The sequence below is a fragment of the Streptacidiphilus jeojiensis genome (assembly GCF_042510965.1).
Taxonomy (GTDB): Bacteria; Actinomycetota; Actinomycetes; order Streptomycetales; family Streptomycetaceae; genus Streptacidiphilus; species Streptacidiphilus jeojiensis.
In genome coordinates this window covers 557,264-582,788 of the sequence record NZ_JBEUKS010000002.1, presented here as the reverse complement: position 1 = coordinate 582,788, position 25,525 = coordinate 557,264, and the positions used below count along the sequence as shown (strand labels likewise).

The following is a 25,525-nucleotide window of genomic DNA, read 5'->3' as shown; positions in this document are numbered from 1 at the left end:
GGTTCAGCCGAGGGTCAGCATCCGGTCGACCGCGCGGCGGGCGCCCTCGGCGTCGAGGGCGCCGCAGTGGGCCTCGCGGAAGCCGGCGTAGCGCTCGGCGTGGGCGGCGGCCACCGCGTCCAGGTCCAACACGGCCTGCACCAGCGCGTCCTGGGTCTCCAGCAGCGGGCCCGGGGCGTGCCGGGGCAGGTCGATCTCCAGGCCGCGGACCGAGTCCCGGTACTGGTCCAGGTCCGGGGTGAAGAACAGCACCGGCCTCCCGGTCCGGCAGAAGTCGACCGCCAGCGACGAGTAGTCGGTGACCAGGACGTCGGCGACCAGCAGCAGTTCCAGCGCGTCCGGGTACCCGCTGACGTCGGTGACCGCTCCGCCGATCGGGAACGAGGCGACGGTGTCGGGGTGACGGCGCACCAGCACCCGGTGGCCGTCGCCGAGGGACTCGGCGAACCCGGTGAGGTCCAGGCCCGGGGCGAAGTCGTAGCGCGGCGGCCGTCCGGAGACCGCCCGGTGGTCCCGGAAGGTGGGCGCGAACAGCACCGTCCGCCGGTCCTCGGGCAGGTCAAGCCGGTGCCGCAGCGCCTCGGCGAGCTTCTCCCGGTCCTCGGCGTGCAGCAGGTCGGTGCGCGGGGAGCAGTCGCTCAGGATCTCGCCCCGGTAGTCCCAGGCCCGGCCCAGGGCGGCCGCGCCGGACCGGTTCGGCGCCAGCAGCAGGCTCCACTGGGCCACCTGCTCGGGGAGGTCCGCCAGCCGGCTGTGGTCGGCGTAGACCGAACCCCGCAGCTGCAGACCGGTGCGCTTGACCGGGACCCCGGTGCCGCACTGGACCACGGTCTGGCCCTCCCGGCGCCGGAACCAGGGCGGGAGCTGGGTGTTGGTGACCAGGTAGCGGCAGGTGGCCAGCGCCTCGTGCCACTGCGGCCCGCCCAGCGCGACGGCCTGCGCCGACGGCGGCAGCACCACCTGTTCGTCGTCCACCGTCCACAGGTGCCGCAGTTCGCGGCCCCGGCCCAGCAGTTCCTCGTGGACGGCGCGCGGCGCGTCCCCGTACTGCCGCCCGTCGAAGCTGCTGTAGAGCACCGCCTCGCGCAGCGGCAGCCGGCGCGCGGCGGGGTAGGCCTGCCGGGCCAGCTGCCGGGTCCGGTACGGGCTCTGCCCCTCGAAGCCGGGCGCGGCACCGGAGTTCAGCACGAACATGTCCCGGTAGCAGGCGATCACCGCGAACGGCCGCCCGGCGCCGGGCCGGTCCAGCGGGAGGGCGGTCTGGATGGCGGTCGCCAGCCGCAGCGACAGCTCGCCGTCCCTGCTGTCGGCTCCGGGCCGGCGCAGGAAGCCGTACCAGTGGCCCTCGCGCAGCGGGTGCGCACCGCCGAGCCCGGGGTGGGCGGCCGGGTCCAGGGAGGCGGTGAAGCGCCCGTCCGTGTGCTCCAGCGGGGCGGAGACCTCCTGGTGCAGCCCGCTGTGACGCAGCACCAGCTCCATCGGCCCGGCGTCCCCGGGCAGCGTTCCGGCGATCTCCAGCCGCCCCTCGGGCGTCCAGACGATCCGGTCGGCGGTGGGGCGCCGGGTCCGCTCCAGCACCAACTGGCCCTCGGTGCCCGCGAGGAGCCGCAGTTCGTCGCCGAGTCGCGGGTCCGGTCCGGCCGGCCCCGGCGGCAGCGGGTAGCTGCCGGACGGCAGCTCCGGCAGGGCCGTGACGACCAGCTGCGCCCCGTCCTCGGTGACCAGCCGGGACCACCATCCGTCGACCGACCTCGGTGCCAGCTCGCGCGGGCCGTCCTCGGTCGCCGGAGGGACCGCGGCGATCGCGTCCAGTGGCAGGACCGCCGTGAACGGACGCCACCCGGCCTCCGCCTCCCCGCTTACGACCGGTGCCTCCACCTGCTCCGAGGAGTCCTTCTGATGGACGGTCAGGCTGACCGGCCGGTGCTGCCCACGGACCCGGCCGGTGATCTCCAGGCGGCCGTCCACCAGCCGGTGGCCGTCGATCCTGGCCTGGACCTCCTCGACCCTGAGCGTCAGCGCGCCCTTGTCGAAGCCGATCCGCAGCAGGGTGTCCGGGTCCAGCCGCCGGATCCGGGTGAAGTCGGTGTTGCCGCCGGCCGCCCGCAGCGGCGAGTGCCGCAGCAGCCCGGGACGGCCCAGCACGATCCGCAGCGTCCAGGTCCCGGCCCGCCACCGGCCGCCGCGCTTGAGCCGCTCCGGGTCGACGGAGAGCAGGAAGCCGGCGCCGCCGTGGTCGTGGAGCTCCTGCCCGGAGCCCCGTCCGGCGGCCACCGACAGCCGACCGCGCAGCGGGAGCAGCGTCCGGCGCCGGTCCGGCCCGGTCAGCACGGCGGTGCGGAGCGAGCCGAGCGCGGAGCCGGCCGGAAGGTTGTCGACGTAGGCGCAGCCGTGCAGTTCCAGCCGGCCCTCGGGAGACCAGCGCACCTCCTCCAGCCTGGCCTGCAGCGGAAGTTCGTCGGCGCGCAGGGCCGCGGCCCGGGCCGGGAGCGCGATCGGCTCGCCCGAACCGGTGCGGTAGACCGCCCTGCGCCGGACCGTCCCGGCGACCTCGAAGCCGTTGCGGCTGCGCTGCTCCAGCAGCATCAGGTCGAGCAGTTCCGCCGTCCTGCGGCCGCGGATCAGCTCCCACTTGGCCCGCAGGTCGACCGGCAGCCCGTCGAAGGCCTCCGGATCCAGCCGTTCGGCGAAGGCCGCGGCGCCCTCCACCACCGCGTCCCGGTACTCCTCGCCGGCCTGCGGGAAGGCGTCCATCAGGAAGCGGAAGTCGTAGGAGAGGGTCTGCTGCTCGAAGGCCCGCTGGTGGTCCGGGGAGCGCTCGGCGAGGAAGCGGCTGGTGCGGTTGACCGCCTCGATGCGGTCCCTGGCGCCCTGCGCCTCGGCCGAGCGCTGGGTGATGGAGCCGCTCCTGATCCGCCAGTAGTAGACGTGCCGGTGCACCACGTCCACCGCCTCCGCCAGGAAGTGCGCGGGCACGGTCAGCGAGATGTCCTCGTAGAGGACGCCCTCCGGGAAGGCCAGCCGGTGCCGGTCCCAGAACTCCCGGCGGAACAGCTTGTTGCAGGCGATCCGGTCGGTGAGCAGCCACGGCTCCCGGCTGACGTGGGTGCCCAGCACCGTCTTCCGCAGATGCGCGTGCTGGTGGTTCTGCACCCGCCGGTCCGCCTGCAGCCGGTACACGTTGCCGGTCGCCAGGTCGGAGCCGCTCTGCTCCAGCGCCTCGTACAGGTACTGGTAGGCGCCCCTGGGCAGGACGTCGTCGCTGTCGACGAAGCCCAGGTACCTGCTGTCCGGATGGACCGAGCGGACACCCAGGTTGCGGGCGCTGCCGAGGCCGCCGTTCTCCTTGCGCACCAGCCGGAACCGCGGGTCGGCGGCCGCGTACCGCTCGGCGATCGCGGTGCTGCCGTCGGTGGAGCCGTCGTCCACCAGCACCACCTCGAGGTCGGCCATGGTCTGGGCGGCGATCGAGTCCAGGCAGTCCGCGAGGTAGTCCCGCACATTGAAGACGGGCACGATGACGCTGAGTTGGGGTGACATGGCGGCAACCTGTTCCGGGCGGGGCGGGAACCCGGGGAATCCCCGGTTGGACCTCCAACCCGGGCGCCCGGAAGAAGGTCACCCGCCCTCGCCCGTTCAGGTGAATCCGGGCCCACCGCATGGACGGCGCAGCGGACTTGACAGACTGTTACCAGATCACTACGTTCCGCTGTCGATGCAGGCCGTGACGCCACCCACCGGCCCAGCCGTGCCCCGCCTGGCCCTCGACACGACGGAATCCCATGCCCCGCTTCAGCATCATCGTCCCGGCCCGCAACGCCCAACGGCACCTCAGGACCTGTCTGGAGTCCGTGCTCTCGCAGTCCTTCGGCGAAGTGCAGCTGATCGTGGTGGACGCCGGTTCGACCGACCACACCGCGGCCATCGCCACCGAGTTCACCCGGCTGGACCCCCGGGTCCTGCTGCTGACGTCCCGTCGGACCGGTGACGAGGACGCCGCGCTGCGCCTGGGCGCGGACCGGGCCTCGGGCGAGTACCTGCTGCTGCTGTCCGCCGACGACGTGCTCACCCCGCACGCCCTGGAGGTGCTGGACCGCGCCCTCACCGCCGCGAAGGACCCGCAGGTGCTGGTGTTCGCGCACCGGACGGACGACTGGCAGGGGCGGCCGCAGCAGCTCAGGGGCGTGGTGCCGCCGAGCCGGTCGGACGACGGCGGCACCGCGGGACCGGCCGCCCGGCCGGCCCTGCTGCGGCTGCCGCCGCTGCGCGCCAACCGGGTGCTGCGCCGGGACTTCTGCGCCCCCGACGGACCCGGCCCGTTCCCCGGCGCCGACCCGGAACCGGTCTTCGCCTACCGCTCGCTGCTGGACGCCGAGACCGTCGCCACCACCCCCGAACTGTGCCTGGTGCGCCGGGTGCAGCGGGACCCGCGGGTCCCGGCCACCGAGCGCCGCTGCGACCCGGCGTCGCTGAAGGGCTTCGAGGAACTGCTCACCCGGGTCCAGGGCGACCCGGCGCTGGCCCGGCTGGTCCTGGAGCGGATGGTGCGCACCGTGCTGGACGAGCTGGCCCGCCCCGGCTCCGCGTCCCGCTCCGAGACCGCCGCCTTCTTCCGGGCCGCCGCCGACAGCTGCGCCCGCTGGCGCCGCTTCACCGCCGGCGGGCTGCCGGGCCTCGGCGGCCTGCGGGCCCGCGGCGTGCTGACCGGTTCACGCCCGGCGTTCCTGGCCGGCCAGGCGCTCGACCGCGCCCGGAAGCGCCTGCTGGAGAGCCGCGAGCGGATCGGCCGACGGGCCACCGCCCAGGCGGTCAAGGTCGCCCGGCGGGTCGGCGGGATGCTGCCGATCCGTCGCGACCTGGCCCTGTACTGCTCCTACTGGGGCGCCTCCACCGGCAGCAACCCGGGCGCGATCCACGCCCGGGCCAGGCAGCTCGCCCCCGGCGTGCGGGGCGTGTGGGTGCTGACCCAGAAGGGCGCCGAGACGGTGCCCCCGGGCACCGACCACGTCCTGCTGCGGTCCCCGAAGTTCTGGTGGTACGTCACCAGGGCCGGCTGGCTGGTGACCAACTCGGGCCTGGGCCTGGTCCACCCCAAGCGCCCCGGGCAGCGCTTCCTGATGACCCATCACGGGACGCCGCTGAAGAAGATGGGCCTGGACCAGCTGGACCACCCGGCCTGCTCCGCCAAGGTCAACTGGAACCGGCTGATGGGCATGGTCGGCCAGTGGGACTTCAGCCTGTCCTCCAACCGGCACTCCACCGAGGTGTGGGACCGGGTCTTCCCCGGCACCTTCGAGAGCCTGGAGGCCGGCTATCCGCGCAACGACGTGCTGGCCACCGCCGGCGCCGCCGAGGTGCTGCGGATCAGGGCGGAGCTGGGCATCCCGGCCGGCACCACGGCGATCCTCTACGCGCCCACGCACCGGGACCACCAGCGGGAGTTCCGGCTGCAGCTGGACCTCGCCAGGCTCTGCCGGGCCCTGGGCGAGGGCTTCACCCTGCTGGTCCGGGCGCACTACTTCTACGGCGAGGACGCCGTGCTGAGCGACCTGCAGCGGCGCGGACTGGTGCGCGACGTGTCGCTGCACCCCTGCGTGGAGGAGCTGATGCTGGCCGCCGACGCCCTGGTCACCGACTACTCGTCGATCCTCTTCGACTACGCCGACCTGGACCGGCCGATCGTCGTGCACGCCCCTGACTGGGAGGTGTACCGGGAGACCCGCGGGGTCTACTTCGACCTGCTGTCCGGCCGCCCCGGGGAGACCCCGGGCCTGGTCACCGCGGACGAGGACACCCTGGCGCACGCCTTCCGCTCCGGCGCCTGGGACAGCGGGCACTCGGCCGGCCTGCGCGCGGCGTTCCGCGAGCGCTTCTGCACCCACGACGACGGCCTGGCCGCGGAGCGGGTGGTCCGCACCCTGTTCCTGGGCGGGCAGGAGGTCCCCCCGGTGCTCCCGCTCGCGGGCCGGGCGCACGCCCCCTCCCCCCGGGAGGCGCAGCGGCTGGTCGCCGAGGAGGCCGCGGTGATCGGCCGGCAGGGCGACCGCTCCGGCGCCGCCGCCATGGACGCCAGGACGGACACCAGGGCCCATCAGTGAGCATGCCGTGAAGAACCTGTCCATATGCAGTGGATCGGGGGTAGGGTCGCGCGGCAGGGAACCCGTACCACCCGAGCAGCCACCCCCACCTCTCGGAGTCTCCAGAGTGTCCTCTGCCACCGCACCCTCCCCCGCTGTGCCCTCCCAGACCGCGCAGCCCAAGGCGCCCCGCCCGGAACGGCTGGACGACATACCCGGCTGGTTCTTCGCCAACGACCGCGTCCTCTTCGACTGGTTCCTCGGCGACTTCCAGCGGGAGGTCCACGGCGACCTGCTCGAACTCGGCGTCTACCTGGGGAAGAGCGCCGTCCTGCTGGGCCACTACCTGCACCCCGACGAGAAGTTGACGGTCTGTGACCTCTTCGACTCGGAGGTCGCGGACGACGAGGCCAACGGCGCCGAAGTGGCCGACTTCTACCAGTCCACGCTCAGCAGGGTCCGCTTCGAGCAGAACTACCTGGCGTTCCACGACACGCTGCCGGAGATCATCCAGGCCCCGACCTCGGCACTGGCCGACGGCCGGGTCCCGGCCGGCAGTTGCCGGTTCGTGCACGTGGATGCCTCGCACCTGTACGAGCATGTGGTCGGCGACATCCAGGTGGCCAGGGAGGTCCTGCTGCCGGACGGCGTGGTCGTCCTCGACGACTACCGCACCGAGCACACCCCCGGGGTGGCCGCCGCCGTCTGGCAGGCCGTGCTGGACCACGGGCTGCATCCGATCTGCGTCTCCCCGCAGAAGTTCTACGGCACCTGGGGCGACCCCGAGCCGGCCAGGACGGCACTGCGGAGCGCGCTGGCGCAGTGGCCGGACCGCGGATCGGCCGACCACAGCCTCGCCGGTGAGGACTTCATCCAGATGTGGGGGAAGGGCGAGCCGCCGGCCTTCCCGCTGTCCCGGTTCCACGGCGAGGCGCAGGCGGCCGCGCGGACCGGGGAGCAGCGGGGCGACGCCGCCCGGGCACCGCAGTCCTCGGCCCGGCTGAAGCGGCTGGCCGCGGACTGGCTCCCGCCGGTGGTCACCCGGGCCGTGGTCCGGCGCCGCCGGCGCAGCGGCTGACGGACCGGACGTCCCGGATCACGGACCCACGGAGCACGGCTCTCAGCCGTGCTCCAGCATCCGGTCGACCACCCGCGCGGCGGCCCGGCCGTCGTCCAGATCGCAGAAGCACTCGCGGAACGCCCGGTACGCCTCGGCGTGGTCGGCGGTGGCCGCCTCGGGGTCGCGCAGCGCCTGCACCAGCGCGGCCGTGTCGCGGAGCAGCGGCCCCGGGGCGGTGGCCTCGAAGTCGAAGCAGAACCCGCGCAGGGTGTCCCGGTAGTGCTCCAGGTCGTGGACGTGGAACAGGATCGGACGGCCGGTCTGGGCGAAGTCGAACATCAGTGAGGAGTAGTCGGTCACCAGGACGTCGCTGACGAGCATCAGCTCGGCGACGTCCTGGTAGCGGGAGACGTCCAGCACGAAGCCGTCGTGCCCGCCCGGCAGCCGGTCGGTGACCAGGTAGTGGCGGCGCAGCAGGACCACGGTGCTGTCCCCGAGGGCCTTCCCGGCCTCGGCGAGGTCGAACTGCATGTCGAGCTCGTAGCGTCCGCCGCCGCGGCGCCGGTCGTCGCGCCAGGTGGGCGCGTACAGCACGACCCGCTTCCCCTCGGGGATCCCCAGCTCCGCCTTGACCTGGGCGGCGATCTTGGACCGGTCGGCGCCGTGGAAGCGGTCGCTGCGCGGGTAGCCGCTCTCCAGCACCTCGCCCCGGTAGCCGAAGGAGCGCTTGAGGTGCGGGGTGCTGAAGCGGTTGGGGGTGAGCAGCACGCTCCACTGCCGGGAGCGCGCCGGGATGGAGGCTATGTACTCGGCGTTGGCCTCAGCGGTGCCGGCCAGGTCCATGCCGATGCGCTTCAGCGGGGTGCCGTGCCAGGTCTGCACCACGAACTGGCCCTCCCGGCGCTCGAACCACTCCGGCAGCTGGGTGTTGGTGACGATGTGGCTGGACCGGGCCAGCGCCTCGTGCCAGGCGGCGCTGCCGTGCGGCACGGTGCCGACGGTCTCGGGGACCTTGGCCTGGCCGTCCCTGACCGCCCAGACGTGCTCCAGGGCGGCGCCCCGGTCACGCAGTTCCTCGTGGACCGCCCGGGGCGAGTCGGAGTACTGCCGGCCGTCGAAGCTGCTGTAGAGCACGGCGGGCAGCAGCGGCCGGGTGCGGTCGGCCCGGTAGCGGGCCTGGAGCTGTTCGGCGTTGTAGCCGCCGCGCTCGTCCTGGGCCAGCACGGATCCCGAGACCAGCAGCAACTGGTCGTGGAAGCGGCGCTGCAGGGTGAACACCCGGCCGTCGGCGGCGGTACGGGCCGCGGGGACCGAGGGGTGCTGCGCCGGGGCGAGGCGCAGGGCGTGCAGCGGGGCGGTCCCGTCCCCGTCCTTCTCGCGGAGGAAGAAGTACCAGTTGCCCTCGCCGAGCGGGAAGGAGCCGCCCGCGCTCGCGATGTCGTCGGGCCGCAGCCGGCCGTGGACCCGGTCGCCGTCGCGGACCACCGGGAAGGCGACCTCCTCCCGGCTTCCGCTGTGCTGGGCGATCAGCTCCAACGGCTGGTCCAGGAGCGAGCCGAAGCGTCCGTCCAGCAGCACCTCGCCGTCCTCGCTCCAGCGCGCCGAGTCGACGGAGACCCGCGGCTCCTGGTCGCACAGCAGCAGGTCGCCGAAGGGGCCGGTGGTGACGCACAGCTCGCGGCGGCCCCCGGTCCCGGGGACCGGGTGGCGGCTGTGGGGCGCCACCCCGGTGGCGTCGATCGGCAGGTCGGAACCGTTGGCGCCGACCAGCCGGACGCCGTACTGCTCCTGGGCGGTCCGCTCCGCCTCGGCCGGCGCCTGGAACGCGCTCAACGGGAGCTCGACGGTGAAGGCGGTCCCGTCGGACTCCACCGGGAAGCTGAGGTCGGCGGCGCCCCGGGGCCGGTTGACCCGCAGTTCCAGCGGACCCTTCAGCGCGGGGTCCAGCACCGTACCCCGGAGCAGAATCGTTTCTTCTGATTCCTGCAGCCCGTCCAGGACCACCCCCGGACGCTCCGCGTGCAGCACCAGCGAGCCCCGCTCGAAGACCGGCACCACCCGGGTCCCGTCGTCCAGCCGGTAGGGCGCCGGGGCTGCGGGCGCCTCGGCGGTGCCGACCCCGCCGTGCCGCAGCAGCCCGGGGACGGCGATCGCCAGCGACAGCCGCCAGCTGGTCCGCGCGGCGTCGCCGAACAGCTGCCGCGGATCGACCACGGCCTCGAAGCCGGACCGGTCGTAGCTGTGCCGCCGCTGCTTGGAGCGGATGGTCGCCTCCGGCTCCGGCACCGTCCGCAGTCTTACCTTCAGCAGCCGGGTGCGGCCGCTGCGCAGCCAGGCGCCCCTGACCTCACCGCCGCGGGATCCGGCCGGCAGGTCGCGGAGATAGGCGTAGCCGCGCAGCCGCAGCTTCCCGTCCTGCCAGTCCGCAGCCAGCAACTGGGCGTTGAGGGGCGGCAGACCGGCCCTCAGGAGACGACGCGCCACACGTCGGGGCAGCGCTCGCGCCTGGGCCGGGATGCGGCGGGCGCTGTCCAGGACAGGCCCGCGGCGGTGATCGTCTCCAACGGGAAGCATCCCGGGAAAGTATCAGAGATTCTTACCCAGTACATGTGCCGTACATGTGAAGTCCATGTACTGGCCGGTCTACAGCTCCTCGGGCCTCGGTGCGGTGGTCCGCTCCGCCAGTGGGACCACCGGCAGCGGGGTGGCCTCGCCCAGGAAGACGGTCCGGACCACCCGCTCCGCCGCCCGGCCGTCGTCGAAGGCGCAGAAGCGCTCACGGAAGGCGCCACGCAGCTCGTCGTTGGCGCCGGAGCGCCACTCCCCGGAGCGGAGCAGCTCGGTCAGCTCCTGCTCGGTGCCCGCGGTGGCGCCGGGGGTCTGTCCGGGGCGGCCCGAGAAGAGGTCCAGATAGGTGCCCCTGGTCTGCCGGTAGACCTCGCGGTCGTCGGCGAAGAGGACGATCGGCCGGTCCAGGTTGGCGTAGTCGACCATCAGCGACGAGTAGTCGGTGATCAGCGCGTCGGCGGCGAGGGCCAGCCGCTCCACCGAGGGGTGCGCGGTCACGTCGATCACCCCGGGCGCCTCGACCGGCTCGTGCTCCGACAAGAAGTGTGCCCGGTACAGCAGCACATGGTCCGGTCCCAGCGCACGGACCAGCCCGGCCGGGTCGAGTCCGGGCCGGTAGCTGGCGCGGTACTCGCGCGTGGTCGGCGCGTACAGCAGCACCGTCTGACCGGGCTTGACACCGAGCTCCTCGCGGGCGGCCAGCACCTCGGCGGCGCCGGCCGTGGCGTAGACGTCGTTGCGCGGGTAGCCGTACTCCAGGGTCCGGTAGTCCGAGGGGTAGACCCGCTCCCACACCTGCGAGGAGTAGTGGTTGGCGCTGAGGCTGTAGTCCCAGTCGTCGACCCGCCGCAGCATCTCGTTGAAGCGCAGCGAGGAGCCGGCGGCCGGGTAGTCGCGCAGGTCGGTGCCCATCCGCTTGACCGGGGTGCCGCAGTGGGTCTGCAGGTAGACCATGCCCTGGCGCTTGGGCGCGCTGTCGTCGAAGGGCACGTTACTGACCGACCAGGTGGCGCGGGAGGCCGCCTCCCGGTACTCGCGGGAGCCGGGCGACACCACGGTCAGCCCCTCGGGGACGTCCTCGCGGTACTCCGGGTCGACCACCCAGACCGCCTTGATCCCCGGGGCCAGCTCCCGCAGCTTGGCCTGGATCGCCGCCGGGTTGCAGGCCGGCGGCCGGTACCCGTAGGAGGAGAACAGGGCCAGCTGCCGATCCAGCGGCAGCCTCCGCTGGGCGGCCTGATAGGTCGTCAGCAGGCCCTGGGCCACTGCCCGACCGGCCTTCGGGCCGACCTCGTTCACGGTCCGGCCCGCGGTCCTGGCCAGCCGGCCCAGCGGACCGTGCCTCCAGTCGCCGGCCACGGTCAGGGCCGGGGCGCCCTCCGGCCGGTGCCGGCGCTCGGCCTCGGCGGCGCGCTCGTGGAACTCCCTGCGCGCCTCGGCCGGCACCCGGTCCGGGTGGTTGCCGACGGTGCGCAGGTGGTCGACCATCCGGGCGTGCAGCAGCGGCAGCCAGCGGTGCAGCTCGGGACGCTCCTGGACGTAGTCGAACACCAGGTCGTACTGGGCGAAGATGTCGAAGTGCCTGCGGCTGACCGTGGCCAGGATGTTGCCGCCCTGCCGGCGCTGTCGGTAGTGGACCACCACCCGGTCGAGCGTGGCGATGGTGGCCGCCGTCAGCATCACCGGATAGGTCCAGGGGGTGTCCTCGTAGTACCCGGCCGGGAAGCGGAAGCCGTTCCGCTCGACGAAGTCCCTGCGGTAGGCCTTGTTCCAGACCACCATCAGCAGGTTGAGGACGTCCTCGCGCTCCGCGGCGGTGAAGACGTCGGCCCGGTCCTGACCGGTCCGGAACGCTCCGGCCGCACCGTCGCGGCTGCGCACCGCGCGGCCGTCCCAGTAGGTGCGGGCGTAGTCGTACACCAGTACCTCGGGCTCGCCGGTGGCGTCGAGCCGGTCGGCAATCGCCCGGAGCGACCCCTCGGTGAGGGTGTCGTCGCCGTCGAGGAAGATCAGGTACTCGCCGCCGGCCGCCTCGATCCCGGCGTTCCTGGCCCGGCCCAGGCCCACGTTCTCGGGCAGGTGCAGCACCCGGACCCGCTCGTCCCGGGCCGCGTAGCCGTCGAGGATCTCGCCGCAGCCGTCCGGCGAGCGGTCGTCGACACCGATCAGCTCGAAGTCCCGGTAGGACTGTTCGAGGACGGAGTCCAGGCAGGCGCCGAGGTAGGACTGGACCTGGTACGCGGGCACGATGATGCTGAACCGGGGCATGGTGGACCACAGTAGCGTTCGCCCCCCGGAACCGTCTCTGATCAGCCGTGGACCGGCTTGTCGGGCCCCTCGCGACCGGGTGACGGCTTACCGTTTTCTTGGGCCCGTCCACCCCGACGGCGGGTGCCGTTCACCATCCGGACAGATAGGGTGAAGGGCCATAGGTGGATACGATCAGCTGTCAAACACATCCACCGCGCCCCCAGTCGCAGAAAGGCCCGCCGCACCTCATGGCCCCCCGCCTCTCCGTGGTCGTCCCGATCTACAACGTCGAGCTCTACCTGGAGGAGTGCCTGGCGTCCCTGGCCGCCCAGACCTTCGACGACTTCGAGGTCGTCATGGTGGACGACGGCTCCACGGACTCCAGCGCCGAGATCGCCGAGGCCTTCGCACAGCGCGACCCCCGCTTCCGCCTGGTCCAGCAGCAGAACAAGGGCCTGGGGCCGGCCCGCAACACCGGCAGTGCGGCCGTGGACCCCGACGCCGAGTTCCTGACCTTCGTGGACAGCGACGACATCGTCCCGCCGGACTCGTACCGGCTGATGATCGAGACGCTGGAGCAGACCGGCTCGGACTTCGTGGCCGGCAATGTGCACCGCTTCCGGGCTGTGGGCACCAACCCCTCCTGGGTGCACGTCGCGCCGTTCGCCTCGACCCGGCTGAAGACCCACATCAGCAGGTTCCCGGCGCTGATCACCGACCGCACCGCGTGGAACAAGGTCTACCGGCGCAGCTTCTGGGACCAGCACGCCATGCAGTACCCCGGCATCCTCTACGAGGACGCCCCGGTCAGCGTGCCGCTGCACTACCTGGCCAAGTCCGTGGACGTGCTGGCCGAGCCGGTCTACCTGTGGCGGATGCGCGAGGTCGGCTCCCGGTCGATCACCCAGAACCGGACCAACCCCAAGGGTCTGATCGACCGGATGACCTCGATCAGCATGGTCCGCGAGTTCCTCAAGACCCGGGCTGAGGCCGACTCCGAGTACCGCATCCACCTGCGCGCCTACGACCACAATGTGCTGGTCGAGGAGATGCAGATCTTCTTCCGGGTGCTGCCGCTCGCCGACGACAACTACCGCGAGCTCTTCCTCGACCATGTCGGGCCGATCCTGGAGGACATCGAGCCGTCGGTCCTCAACAAGCTGGCCGAGGGCCTGCGGATCAAGTTCTGGCTGACCGCCAAGCGCCGGATGTCCGACATCCTGGCGATCCTGGAGTTCGAGAAGGAGTACCCGCGGGCCATCCCGACCCGCGGCACGCTGCGTCCCAAGGCGGACTACCCCTTCCTCAAGGACAGCCCGCCGCTGGACGAGGCGGTGGCCACCCTGGTCGCCGCGGTCGGCCTGCACGCCACCGTGGACGCGATCACCTGGGAGAACGGCCGGCTGAAGCTGGAGGGGCACGCCTTCCAGAAGAACCTCGGCGCCGAGCACCGGTACGACTCGGTCCGCGCACTGATGCTGCGTCAGGGGGGCGGCAGCAAGCGCACCGTGGTGCTGCCCACCCGCACCGTGCGGCGGCCCGACGTGACCGCCCGGGAGCGCAATCTGCCGTTCCACCACGCCGACTGGTCCGGCTGGTCGGTGACGGTCAACCCGGACCGCCTGAAGAAGCGCGGCGAGTGGAAGGACGGCAGCTGGGGGGTGACCCTGGCGCAGTTCGGCGCAGGCCGTCCGCGCCGGACCCGGATCAAGGAGGGGCAGACCGGTTCCGGCCAGGTGCCCACCCCGTTCTGGGTGAGCGAGGACGTACGGCTGATCCCCTCCATCTCCGACCAGCATCTGGGCCTGCGGGTCGAGACCGTCAAGGCCCGGGTCTCCTCGGCCAGGGCCGTCGGCGACCTGATCGAGCTCAGCGGCTCGCTGCGTCCGCGCAAGGGCCTGGACGGCCTCCGGATCCAGATCCGGCACACCGAGGACGGCAGCAGCAGGACCCTGCTCTACCCGGTCGAGCTGGGCACCGAGGCCGACGGCCGGATCCCCTTCACCACCCGGATCGACCCCGCGGAACTGGAGCAGGGCCGGCTGGAGGAGGCGGAGACCCGCGCCAGCGCCCGGACCCGGCAGGTCGACCACTGGGCCGCCGAACTGCTCCTCGCCGACGAGAGCACCATCGCCCTGGTGGTGGACCAGGGGCCTGACAGTCCGTCATCGGTGCAGTTCCCGCTGGTGAAGGCGGGCGCGGAGGTGAAGCCCGGGGACCGGGCGCTGCTGGTCCGCTCCTCGCCGCGGGGTTATCTGCAGATCTGCGACCAGCGGGTGCAGCCGGTGGTCGAATCGGTCACCGTGCTGCCCGACCAGTCCTCGTTCCAGCTCCAGGGCAGCTACCCGGTCACCGGCACCCACACCTTCGACCTGGTCCTGCGCCACAAGCGGCACACCCGCCGCCCGCAGACCCACCCCGCCCAGAGCGTCGACGGCACCTTCACCGCCCTGCTGCCCGCCTACCCCAACGACGTCCACAGCGGCGAACTACCCCTGCGCGCCGGCGAATGGGAACTCCTCGCCCGCCTCGACACCGAAGCCACCGACGGACCCGACGCCGGCGAGATCAAACTGCACCTGGCCCCCCGCGCCCACACCACCGTCCCGCTCCAGGTCACCGCCCGCGGCAAGACCGTCACCCTGGCCCGCCGCTGGTACGACTGCCTGCTGCTGACCGCAGCCGACTCCCTGACCGGCGACGAAGCAGGCTCCTACCACCAACGCCGGCTACGCGAGGAGACCTACCCCGCCGCCCGCACCCAGCCCCTGCGCCCCACCGTCCTGTACACCAGCTACAACGGCGGCCCCTACGCCGACTCCCCCCGCGCCCTGCACCAAGAACTCCTCACCCGCGACACCCCCCTGCAGCACCTGTGGGTCGTCGACGACCTCCAAGCCGACATCCCCCCCACCGCCACCCCCATCCGCCTGCACAGCCCCCAGTGGTACCAAGCCCTCGCCACCTCCCGCTACATCATCACCAACACCGAACTACCCCCCTGGATCCACCGCCGCCCCGGCCAGACCATCCTGCAGACCTGGCACGGCACCCCCGTCAAACGCATCGGCTTCGACTTCGACAACGACTGGTACGCCGACCCCGACCAACTCCACGACCTCGAACACGGCGCAGCCCAGTGGAACCTGCTGCTCTCCCCCAACCCGCCCAGCACCCCGGTGCTGCGCCGCGCCCTGCGCTACAGCGGCACCGTGCTGGAGACCGGACTGCCGCGCACCGACCAGCTCCACGCCCCCGACCGCGACGAACGCACCCAGGCCGTGCGTGAGCAGCTGGGCCTGCCGCCGGGCAAGACCGTGGTGCTGTACGCGCCGACCTGGCGCGAGGACCAGCTCGGGTTCGACAACATCCTGCGCCTGAACCTGCAACTGGACCTGGCCGCCGCCAAGGCGGCGCTGTCCCAGGACCAGGTGTTGCTGGTGCGCCCGCACCCGCGCGTGGGCCAGATCGCCCCCGGCGCCGGCGACGGCTACCTGTGGGACGTCGCCGACTACCCCGACGCCCAGGACCTGCTGCTGGCCGCCGACATCCTGGTCACCGACTACAGCGCGCTGCTGCCCGACTGGGTCGGCACCGGCAAACCCGTCCTGCTGTTCGACTACGACCTGGAGCACTACCGCGACAACCTGCGCGGCTTCAGCTTCGACTACCAGAACCAGGCCCCCGGCCCGATCCTGCGCACCTCCGCCGAACTGATCCACGCCCTCCAGGACATCCACTCGGCCACCCAACCCCACCAAGAGGCCTACACCGCCTACCAACAGGCCTACGGCCCCTGGGACGACGGCAAAGCCGCCACCCGCGTCATCGACGCCCTCCTGGAGGACCAGGGCTAGGAACGAAACATCAAGAGGCCGGTGGCCGGAACCCTTTGGGGTTCCGGCCACCGGCCTCTGCCGGCGTGCTGAGCCGCCGTCAGGCGTGCGCCTTGGCGCTCTCGTCCAGGTCCGACCGGGCGGCCGAGGGCCGCGGCGCGGGAGTGCGCTCGTCCAGCGGGATGAACGGGATGTCGGCCTTCTCGCCCAGGAACACCCGGCGGACCACCCGCTCGGCCGCCCTGCCGTCGTCGAACTGGCAGAACCGCTCCCGGAAGGCGGCCCGCAGCTTCGTGGACCGCTCGCTGTCCCAGGCCCCCGAGCGGAACGCCTCGACCAGGCCCTCGACGTCCGTGGCGACCACCCCGGGGGTGTCGCCGGGATCGCCGGAGACCAGGTCGAGGTAGACCCCGCGGGACTCCTTGTAGACGTCCCAGTCGGGGGCGTGCACCACGATCGGCCGGTCCAGGTTGGCGTAGTCGAACATCACCGAGGAGTAGTCGGCGAGCAGCACGTCCGAGGCCAGCGCCAGCTCCTCGACCGAGGGGTGCGCGGAGACGTCCCGCAGCACGCCGCGGCGGCTCTGCAACTGGAGCCGCTTGTTGGCGCCGTAGAAGTAGTGCGCGCGCACCAGCACCACGTACTCGTCGCCCAGACCGGCGCAGAAGGCCTCCAGGTCCAGCGGGGGGACGAAGTCCTTGCGGTAGTCGCGGTGCGTGGGCGCGTAGAGGATCGCCTTCTGGCCGGGCTCGATGCCCAGCTCGGCGCGGATCCGGGCGACGTCCTCGGCGGTGGCGTGCTGGTAGACGTCGTTGCGCGGGTAGCCGCTCTCCAGGGTGGTGTAGCCGCTCGGGTAGACCCGCTCCCAGACCTGGGTGGAGTGCCGGTTGGAGCTGAGGCTGACGTCCCACTGGTCGATGCTGTCCAGCATCCGGCCGAAGTTCATCGTGGCCGCGGGGTAGTCGCGCTGGTCCAGGCCCATCTTCTTCAGCGGGGTGCCGTGGTGGGTCTGGATGTACGTCTGCTCCGGGCGCTTGACGATGTCTCCGGTCCAACTGGCGTTGGTGACCAGGAACTCGGCCCTGGCCATCAGCTCCCAGTAGGCGCGGGAGCCGGCCACCACGGTCCGGACGCCCTTGGGGGCGAGCGCGGCGGCCTCCTTGTTCAGCACCCAGACCCCGCGCATGCCCGGGGCCAGTTCCTTGGCCTTGCGGTAGATCGCCTCGGGGTTGCAGGCGATCTGGCGGTTCCAGTACGCCTGGTAGGCGACCAGTCCCTTCTCGACCGGGCGGCGGAGATTGGCCCGGTAGATCGCCTTGATCGCCCTGCGGGCGGTGTTGTGCCGGCGCAACCGCAGCTGCTTGCGCCCCTTCACCAGCGTGGTGCCGGCCCGCTCGACGGTGCGGAAGCGCAGGTAGGACCCCTGCTCCAGGGCGGCGGCGCGGAGTCCGTCGGCCTCGGCCGGGCGGGTCCAGCCCTCCGGGCGGGCCGCGCGCAGGGATTCGGCGGCGGCGACCAGGAAGCGGCGCCGCGAGGAGTCGGGGGCCTCCAACGAGCGCTGCAGGGTCGCCAGCGCGGACAGGAACATCTCGTCGTACAGCGCCGAGACCAGCGCCCGGAGCTCGTCCTCGGTGCCGGCCGGGCGGCCCTGCGGGGTGGCGAACGACTCCAGCAGCTGCCGGTAGCCCCGCACCGTGAGCAGCCCCTCGTTGAGCACGATCTCCATCCAGCGGCCGACGGTGCGGCGGCGCAGCCGCTGGGTGCAGATCGCGTCGAGGGCGCCGACGCTCCGGGCGGCCAGCAGGGCCCGCTCGGCGAGCACCAGGTTCGGCAGCGCCGTGGCGGCGTCGGCCTGCCCGGGGTGGAAGTGCCGGGTGTGGAAGTCCCGGCGCACGACCCGGTTCCAGAGCAGCGGGGCGACCCGGACCGCCGAGGGGACCGCGGCGGCGGTGAAGCTGCCGTCCCCGACGGCTTCGAGTTCGGCCAGCAGTTCGCCGTCGAGGCTGGGGGTGACCCGGGCCAGCCAGTCCCGGCGCTCGTGGTCGAACAGCAGCAGGTCGGGGCTGCCCAGTTCGGTCAGCCGGTCGTCCAGGGCCTCCAGCGCACCGGGCACCAGCAGCACATCGCTGTCGAACAGCAGCAGGTAGTCGCCCACGGCCCGGGCCGCGCCGTGGTCCCGCTGCACCGAAAGATCGCCCTCGGCCGGTGTATTCCCGGGGACCTCGATCCTGACCAGCCGGGAATCCTTCTGCGCGTACTCGTCAATGAGTGCCGCCGCGTCGCTGCCGGGTGCGCTGCCCGCCAGAATCAGCTCCAGGTCGGTGAAGACCTGGGTCAGTACGGAGTCGAGGACGTCACGCAGGTACGTGGCGTCCTCGGTGTGGGGTACTACGATGCTGAAGCGGGGCATGATCATCCATCAGATCAGTGGGCATGGAACCGGGATTCAAGTCCTGGGTAAGTGCACGTCGCAGCGCCGCGAGCCCCTACCGCCCCTTGATTCCACACCTGACGTTAATCGATCGGTGTTCTTCACGTCTATTTAAGTTTGCTCAGTCTCTTAACTTTCGTGTATCCAAACTTCACATCCCGTCACGTTCCCGGTCAGACTGCGTTCACCCGGGGCCGGGGCCGAAGGTGAAGCAGCGTAGCGGTCGCCACACCTCGTCGGCACCGAACCGGTACAGGCTGAAACCGGGGACCTCGAAGTCGGCGCGGTAGCCCCGGAGGTCGGCGAAGGCCTTGTCCAGGGCCGCGGGATCGACGCCGTGCGCCACCGTCACATGCGGGTGGTAAGGGAAGCTCAGCTCCCTGGCCAGCAGACCGCGGCGGACCGAGGCCTCCAGCTCCCGGCACTCGCGCACCCCGGCCTCGACCCGGACGAACACCACCGGGGACACCGGCCGGAAGCTGCCGCTGCCGCGCAGCAGCACCCGGAACGGCCGGTGTCCGGCCGCGGCGGCGGACAGGTGCTCCTCGATCCGCCCCAGCGCCCCGGTGTCGACCTCGGTCGGCGGGAGCAGGGTGATGTGCGTGGGTATCGCCCGCGCCAGCGGATCGCCGTAGTCGGCGCGGGCGTCCTGGATCTCGGTGGCCCAGGGCTCGGGGACCGCGATCGACACGCCGATCACGGTCCGCCCCGGCCCCGCTGCCGGTATCGCACTGCCGGGCATCTCAGCGCTTCGCCGCGAGGAAGCCGATCCGGTCGTACACCGTGGCCAGCGTCTCCGAGGCCACCGAGCGGGCCTTCTCGGCGCCGCGGGCCAGCACCTCGTCCAGGGCGGCCGGATCGTCCAGGTAGGCCTGGGTGCGCTCCTGGATCGGGGCGACCCACTCGCTGAACGCGTCGGCGAGCTCGGTCTTCAGCGCCCCGTACATCTTGCCCTCGAAGTGCTCCACCAGCTCGGCCACCGAACGGCCGCTGATCGCCGAGTAGATGCCGAGCAGGTTGGAGACGCCCGGCTTCTCCTTCTCGTCGAAGGAGACCACGGTGCCGGTGTCGGTCACCGCGCTGCGGAACTTCTTGGCGCTGACCCTGGGCTCGTCCAGCAGGTTGACCAGGCCCTTGGCCGAGGAGGCCGACTTGCTCATCTTCGCGGTCGGGTCCTGCAGGTCGAAGACCTTGGCGGTCTCCTTGAGGATGTACGGGCTGGGGACGGTGAAGGTCGGCTGCGGGCCGTAGCGGTGGTTGAAGCGCTCGGCCAGGTCCCGGGTGAGCTCGACATGCTGCCGCTGGTCCTCGCCCACCGGCACCTGGTCGGCCTGGTACAGCAGGATGTCGGCGACCTGCAGGATCGGATAGGTGAACAGGCCGACCGTGGTGCGGTCGCTGCCCTGCTTGGCCGACTTGTCCTTGAACTGGGTCATCCGGGCGGCCTCGCCGAAGCCGGCCATGCAGTTCATCACCCAGCCGAGCTGGGCGTGCTCGGGCACGTGCGACTGCACGAAGAGGGTGCAGCGCTCCGGGTCGAGCCCCATCCCGAGCAGCTGCGCGACGGACGCCCTGGTGTTCGCCCTGAGGGTGGCCGGGTCCTGCTCGACGGTGATCGCGTGCAGGTCCACGACCATGTAGTAGGCGTCGTGCGAATCCTGCAGGGCCACCCACTGGCGCACCGCGCCCAGGTAGTTGCCCAGGTGGAACGACCCGGAGGTGGGCTGGATGCCGGAGAGGACGCGGGGGCGATCAGTGACCATGCGGCCATTCTCTCAGGAAGCCGTACCCACTCCGTGCCGAGGACCGTTGATCGGTTCGAGGCCGACGATGGGAGCCGCTGCGGTGTCACTGCCCGACGATGTTCCGCCGGACGTCAGCGTGATCGTTCCGATCCACAACACCCGCCCGTACCTCGAACGGTGGTTCGACTCGCTGGTACGGCAGTCGCTGGGCACCGAGCGGCTGCAGTTGATCGTGGTGGACGACGGCTCCGACGACGACTGCGCCGACGCGGTCGAGCGACTCGCCGCCGCCCACCCCGGCCTGCGGACGACGGTGCTGCGGCTGCCGGACCGCGGCGGCCCCGGCCGGGCCCGCAACCGCGGGATGGAGCACGCGGTGGGCCGGTACCTGTTCTTCCTGGACTCGGACGACTGGCTGGGCGACGAGGCACTCGCCCGGATAGTGGCGGTGGCCGACGCCCGGGGCAGCGGGATCGTCGTCGGCCGCGTGGTCGGGGTGGACGGCCGCTGGGTACCCGACTTCATCTGGTACCGCAGCGACCCCGACGTACGGTTCCCCGGCAGCGACCTCGCCTGGTCGCTGACCCCCTCCAAGCTGTTCCGGCACGACCTGGTCCGGGAGCCCCGGATGTGGTTCCGCGAGGACCTCCCTGTCTACAGCGACGGGCCCTTCGTGCTGGAGGCCTACTACCGGGCCGGGCGGGTCTCGGTGCTGGGCGACTACGACTACTACTTCCAGTCGCTGCGCCCCGACCGGGGGAACATCACCTCGCAGGCCGCCCCGGGCGACCGGCTGCCCTCCATCGAGGCCGCCCTCGACCTCACGGCGCGCCTCTCCGACGCCGGCCCCGAGCGGGACCTGGTGAACGCGAGACACCTGCGCTGCGACGTCGTCGGACTGTTCCGGTCCGGGTTCGAGCTCCTGGACCGTCCGGAGCAGCAGCGGATCCTCGACATCGCCGCCCGCCTGCTGCGCACCCACCGGACCGAGGGGGCGCTGGCCCGCTGCACTCCGGAGGAGCGCCTGAAGCTGCACTGCGTCAGCCACGGGCTGCTGGACGAACTGGTCGCGGTCGTCAGGCACGAGCAGGAGACCGGCCGGCTGCCCGAGGCGGTCGAGTTCTCCGGGCTGGGCTGGTCACCCGACGGTCGCGCACTCACCATCGCCACCCGGCGACCGCCGGCCCTCGATCGCCTCACCGGACCGCTCACGGCCCGCCTGGTGCCGTCCGGAGGCGATCCGGAACTGACCGTCCCGGCGGGCGCCGGGCCGCTGCTGACCGTTCCGCTGCGCGGGCTGGTGCCAGGAGTGCCAGGACCCCGCCGACCGGCCGTACCGGCGGCCACATGGTCGCTCCGGCTGGAGACCGACCACGCCGGGAGCCAGGTCTGCCTGCCCGTTCCGGCCCGCCCCGGCGACGGGGCCGAGCTGCCACCGCCGCTGCGGATCTGGCGCGGCGGACGGCCCTACCAGGTGTCCACCGAGGCCGGCCCGGACGGCGAGCTGCTGATCGGACTGGCCCCGGTCAGTCTGCGGAAGGCGGCGCGGTGGCGCCTGCGCTGTCTGGGGAAGCGGCTGGGGATCCTGCGGCCTGGGCAGCCTGGGCGGTAACGACCCGGGTGACCCGCACCCGGTCCACCCTGCGGCCGTCCAGCGCGGCCACGGCGAGCCGGTAGCCCGCGCCCACCTCCACCTGCTCGCCGGGCTCCGGAAGGTGCCCCAGTTGGGACACCACGAAGCCGGCCACCGTCTCGTAGGGCCCCTCCGGCAGCTCGACCCCGGTCTCCTCGGTGAAGTCGGCGAGGTTGAGCAGCCCGTCCACCTCGATGCTGCCGCCGGCCAGCCTGCGGGTGGTGCTGAGCTCCTGCGAGTCGTACTCGTCCCTGATCTCGCCGATGACCTCCTCCACCAGGTCCTCCAGCGAGACGATCCCCGCGGTGCCGCCGTACTCGTCCACCACGATCGCCAGGTGGTGGCCCTCGTGCCGCATCTCCGACATCGACGGCAGCACGCTCTTGGTCGCGGGCAGCAGCTTCACCGGACGGGCCAGGTCACGCACCGTCTGCGCGCCGTTGGCCTCCTGGTAGAGGTCGCGGACGTGGACGAACCCCACCACCGCGTCGTAGGAGCCGTCCACCACCGGGTAGCGGGAGTGCGGATAGCGGTTGATCTCCTGCCGCACCTCCTCCAGCCGGCGGGAGGCGTCCAGGAAGGTCACCTCGGTGCGCGGCACCATGACCTCGCGCAGCTGCCGCTCCCCCGCCGCGAAGACCTCGCCGATCAGCCGCCGCTCGTCGCTGCTGAGCTCGGTGTTGGAGGCGACCAGGCCGCGGAGCTCCTCCGAGCTCATCGCGTTGCGTCCGGCGCCGGGGTCGCCGCCGAGCAGCCGCACCATCAGATTGGTGGAGCGCGACAGCAGCCAGATCACCGGGCGCAGCACCACCGAGATGAAGTCCACCAGCGGCGCCGCGAGCAGGGCGATGGACTCGGCCCGCTGCAGCCCGATCCGCTTGGGCGTCAACTCGCCCAGCACCAGCGAGACGTAGGAGATCAGCAGGGTCAGCCCGACCAGCGAGACGGCGTCAGCGACCCCGTCGCTGAGCCCCATCCCGGTGAAGATCGGCGCCACCTTGACGGCGAGGGTGTCCGCGCCGAAGGCCGCCGAGAGGAACCCCATGCAGGTCACCCCGACCTGCACCGCGGCCAGGAACCGGTTCGGGTCCCCGGCCAGATGCGCGGCCCGCGCCCCGCGCTTGGTGCCCTGCTCGGCCAGGGCCTGGATCTGCCCCTCCCGGAGCGAGATCAGCGAGATCTCGGCGACATTGAAGATTCCGCCGATGACGATGAAGACCAGGACCAGCCCGGCATCCTGCAGCGTTGCGCTCACGCGGTGCAGTTTAGGCGGCGGAGCGGAAGGCCCGCGCCCCGACAGGGGCGCGGGGAACTGCGCGAACAGCGACCCGCTACGGACGGAGGGCCGACAGCCCCGGGGCCGGATACGCCCGCATCAGCTCAGCGACCTCGGCCCGCACCTTGGTGACGACCTCCCCGTCCCCCGTCACCACCCGATCGATCCACTCCGCCACCTGCGGCATCGCGTCCGCCCCGATCCCCCGCGAGGTCAGCGACGGAGTCCCGATGCGGATGCCGGACGGGTCGAACGGCTTCCTGGTGTCATAGGGCACGCTGTTGTAGTTGACCACGATCCCGGCCCGGTCCAGCGCCTTGGCCGCCACCTTGCCGGGCACCCCCTTGCTGCTCAGGTCGATCAGCAGCAGATGGTTGTCGGTCCCGCCGGAGACCAGGTCGAACCCCCTCGCGGCGAGCTCCTCCCCCAGCGCACGCGCATTGCTGACGACCTGTCGGGCGTACCCGCGGAACTCCTCGCCGGAGGCCTCCCGCAGGGCGACCGCGATGGCCGCGGTGGTCTGGTTGTGCGGCCCGCCCTGCAGCCCGGGGAAGACCGCCCGGTCCAGCGCCCGGGCGTGCTCCTCGGTGGACATCAGCATCGCGCCCCGGGGCCCGCGCAGCGTCTTGTGGGTGGTGGTGGAGATGACGTCCGCGTACCCGACCGGCGACGGGTGGGCACCGCCCGCGACCAGCCCGGCGATGTGCGCGATGTCCGCGACCAGCACCGCGCCGACCTCGCGGGCGATCTCCGCGAACGCGGGGAAGTCGATGGTGCGCGGCACCGCCGTGCCCCCGCAGAAGATCACCTTGGGCCGCTCCTTGAGCGCCAGCTCCCGCACCTGGTCCAGGTCGGTCCGCCCGCGCGTCTCAGAGTCGCCGTCCCGGCGGACCCCGTACTGCACGCCGCGGAACCAGGAGCCGGTGGCGGAGACGCCCCAGCCGTGGGTGAGGTGGCCGCCCATCGGCAGCGCCATGCCCAGCACGGTGTCGCCGGGCTTGAGGAAGGCCAGGTAGACGGCGAGGTTGGCGGGCGAGCCGGAGTAGGGCTGGACATTGGCGTGCTCCACGCCGAACAGCGCCTTGGCCCGCTCGATCGCCAGCGTCTCGACCTGGTCGATGTTCTGCTGGCCCTCGTAGTAGCGCTTGCCGGGGTAGCCCTCGGAGTACTTGTTCTGCAGCACCGTGCCGGAGGCTTCCAGCACCGCGGCGGAGACGTAGTTCTCACTGGGGATCAGTCGCAGCGTGTCGGCCTGCAGCCGCTCCTCGGCGGCGACCAGGGCGGCGATCTCGGGGTCCGTGCTCTGCAACGCGCTCATGCGGCGTCCTCCGGGTCGTCCATCGAATGGTGACCCGGGTGCCCAGGCGTACGGCACTCCGGCGGCGGTGCTCCGTCGCTCCCTCGTGGTTGCTTCCACGTGCGCCAGTCGCGACAGCCCCCACCCTAACGGGTGGGGGCTGTCGGTTGCGAAGGGGATGTGACTAGATCAGGCCGAGGCCCGCGACCGCGTCCCGCTCCTCGATGAGCTCGGCGACCGACGCGTCGATCCGGGCCCGCGAGAAGTCGTTGATGTCCAGGCCCTGGACGATCTCGAACCTGCCGTCCTTCGCGGTGACCGGGAAGGAGGAGATGATGCCCTCGGGCACGCCGTAGGAGCCGTCGGAGACCACACCGGCCGAGGTCCAGTCGCCCTCGGCGGTGCCGTTGGTCCAGGTGAAGACGTGGTCGATGGCGGCGTTGGCGGCCGAGGCGGCCGAGGAGGCGCCGCGGGCGTCGATGATGGCGGCGCCGCGCTTGGCCACGGTCGGGATGAAGAAGTCCGACAGCCAGGCGTCGTCCGAGATGGCCTTGGCCGCGTTCTCGCCGTTGACCTCGGCGTGGAAGACGTCGGGGTACTGGGTGGCGGAGTGGTTGCCCCAGATCGTCAGCTTCTTGATCTCGGAGACCGAGACGCCGAGCTTCTTGGAGAGCTGGGCCACCGCGCGGTTGTGGTCCAGGCGGGTCATCGCGGTGAAGCGGTCCGCCGGTACGTCCGGGGCGTTGCGCTGGGCGATCAGCGCGTTGGTGTTGGCCGGGTTGCCGACGACCAGGACCCGGATGTCGTCCGCGGCGTTGTCGTTGATGGCCTTGCCCTGCGGGCCGAAGATGCCGCCGTTGGCGGAGAGCAGGTCACCGCGCTCCATGCCGGCGGTGCGCGGGCGGGCGCCCACCAGCAGACCGACGTTGGCGCCCTCGAAGCCCTTGTTCGGGTCGTCGAAGATGTCGATGCCGGCCAGCAGCGGGAAGGCGCAGTCGTCGAGCTCCATCGCGGTGCCCTCGGCGGCCTTGACGCCCTGCGGGATCTCCAGCAGACGCAGCTTCACCGGCACGTCGGGGCCGAGGAGGTGGCCGGAGGCGATGCGGAACAGCAGCGCGTAGCCGATCTGTCCGGCTGCGCCGGTGACGGTGACGTTGACGGGAGTGCTGGTCATGGTTGACGTCTCCTGCTGGTGCCTTTGGGTGGTCAGGAGCTTCTTTCGAACGTCGGAGCACCTGATCGGTCTCTTGACTTCAAGAGACCGCTGACAGGCTATCCCAGGAGGGGGGTTCCTGGTGACGCCCCGGCGGACCTCCCGGGGCGTCCTTCGTCACGTTTGCCACACGCTTATG

At 72.1% G+C, this 25,525-nt stretch carries 13 protein-coding genes and 1 riboswitch; of the genes, 4 read left to right on the top strand and 9 right to left on the bottom strand.

Annotated features, from left to right (window positions below):
• Window positions 1-3: 3 nt before the first annotated feature.
• On the bottom strand, window positions 4-3,540 hold the full coding sequence (locus ABUW04_RS08385; RefSeq protein WP_380563796.1) for a bifunctional glycosyltransferase/CDP-glycerol:glycerophosphate glycerophosphotransferase: 3,537 nt from the start codon (window positions 3,538-3,540) through the stop codon (window positions 4-6).
• 242 nt (window positions 3,541-3,782) lie between these two features.
• On the opposite strand from ABUW04_RS08385, the gene ABUW04_RS08380 reads away from it, so the two are divergent.
• Window positions 3,783-6,098: a bifunctional glycosyltransferase/CDP-glycerol:glycerophosphate glycerophosphotransferase gene (locus tag ABUW04_RS08380; protein ID WP_380563794.1), complete on the top strand. Its 2,316-nt coding sequence runs from the start codon at window positions 3,783-3,785 to the stop codon at window positions 6,096-6,098.
• A 136-nt stretch (window positions 6,099-6,234) separates the two neighbouring features.
• Window positions 6,235-7,155, top strand: coding sequence for a class I SAM-dependent methyltransferase (locus ABUW04_RS08375; RefSeq protein WP_030265366.1), 921 nt, complete (start codon window positions 6,235-6,237; stop codon window positions 7,153-7,155).
• A gap of 42 nt (window positions 7,156-7,197) precedes the next feature.
• On the opposite strand, the gene ABUW04_RS08370 is transcribed toward ABUW04_RS08375, so the two are convergent.
• Entirely contained in the window at window positions 7,198-9,621 is a 2,424-nt protein-coding gene (locus tag ABUW04_RS08370; RefSeq protein ID WP_380563792.1) for a CDP-glycerol glycerophosphotransferase family protein, read from the bottom strand.
• 159 nt (window positions 9,622-9,780) lie between these two features.
• Window positions 9,781-11,973, bottom strand: a complete 2,193-nt coding sequence (locus ABUW04_RS08365) for a bifunctional glycosyltransferase/CDP-glycerol:glycerophosphate glycerophosphotransferase (RefSeq protein ID WP_380563790.1) — start codon at window positions 11,971-11,973, stop codon at window positions 9,781-9,783.
• Window positions 11,974-12,203: 230 nt separating this feature from the next.
• Between ABUW04_RS08365 and ABUW04_RS08360 the strand changes: the two genes are divergently transcribed.
• Window positions 12,204-15,812 carry a bifunctional glycosyltransferase/CDP-glycerol:glycerophosphate glycerophosphotransferase gene (locus tag ABUW04_RS08360; protein ID WP_380563788.1) on the top strand — a complete coding sequence of 1,203 codons (3,609 nt, stop codon included), beginning with the start codon at window positions 12,204-12,206 and terminating at the stop codon, window positions 15,810-15,812.
• 79 nt (window positions 15,813-15,891) lie between these two features.
• Here the strand turns inward: ABUW04_RS08360 and ABUW04_RS08355 are convergent, their stop codons facing one another.
• The 3 genes from ABUW04_RS08355 to trpS all read right to left on the bottom strand — a co-directional run bounded on the left by ABUW04_RS08355 (window position 15,892) and on the right by trpS (window position 19,985).
• Entirely contained in the window at window positions 15,892-18,201 is a 2,310-nt protein-coding gene (locus tag ABUW04_RS08355) for a bifunctional glycosyltransferase/CDP-glycerol:glycerophosphate glycerophosphotransferase (protein WP_380563787.1), read from the bottom strand.
• 205 nt (window positions 18,202-18,406) lie between these two features.
• Window positions 18,407-18,913, bottom strand: a complete 507-nt coding sequence (locus ABUW04_RS08350; protein ID WP_232242727.1) for a 2'-5' RNA ligase family protein — start codon at window positions 18,911-18,913, stop codon at window positions 18,407-18,409.
• Window positions 18,914-18,965: 52 nt separating this feature from the next.
• Complete coding sequence (gene trpS, locus ABUW04_RS08345; protein WP_030264306.1) at window positions 18,966-19,985, bottom strand: tryptophan--tRNA ligase; 1,020 nt, start codon at window positions 19,983-19,985, stop codon at window positions 18,966-18,968.
• 82 nt (window positions 19,986-20,067) lie between these two features.
• Between trpS and ABUW04_RS08340 the strand changes: the two genes are divergently transcribed.
• Window positions 20,068-21,579, top strand: a complete 1,512-nt coding sequence (locus ABUW04_RS08340; protein WP_198037647.1) for a glycosyltransferase family 2 protein — start codon at window positions 20,068-20,070, stop codon at window positions 21,577-21,579.
• Here the strand turns inward: ABUW04_RS08340 and ABUW04_RS08335 are convergent.
• The 3 genes from ABUW04_RS08335 to ABUW04_RS08325 all read right to left on the bottom strand — a co-directional run bounded on the left by ABUW04_RS08335 (window position 21,494) and on the right by ABUW04_RS08325 (window position 25,347).
• Window positions 21,494-22,855 (bottom strand): hemolysin family protein, encoded by a 1,362-nt coding sequence (locus ABUW04_RS08335; RefSeq protein WP_051726462.1) that lies wholly within the window; start codon window positions 22,853-22,855, stop codon window positions 21,494-21,496. The genes ABUW04_RS08340 and ABUW04_RS08335 overlap by 86 nt on opposite strands.
• Window positions 22,856-22,931: 76 nt before the next feature.
• Window positions 22,932-24,194 (bottom strand): serine hydroxymethyltransferase, encoded by a 1,263-nt coding sequence (locus tag ABUW04_RS08330; RefSeq protein ID WP_380563786.1) that lies wholly within the window; start codon window positions 24,192-24,194, stop codon window positions 22,932-22,934.
• 33 nt (window positions 24,195-24,227) lie between these two features.
• Window positions 24,228-24,316: riboswitch (ZMP/ZTP riboswitch) on the bottom strand.
• 41 nt (window positions 24,317-24,357) lie between these two features.
• Window positions 24,358-25,347, bottom strand: coding sequence for a malate dehydrogenase (locus ABUW04_RS08325; RefSeq protein WP_030264317.1), 990 nt, complete (start codon window positions 25,345-25,347; stop codon window positions 24,358-24,360).
• Between the last annotated feature and the right edge of the window lie 178 nt (window positions 25,348-25,525).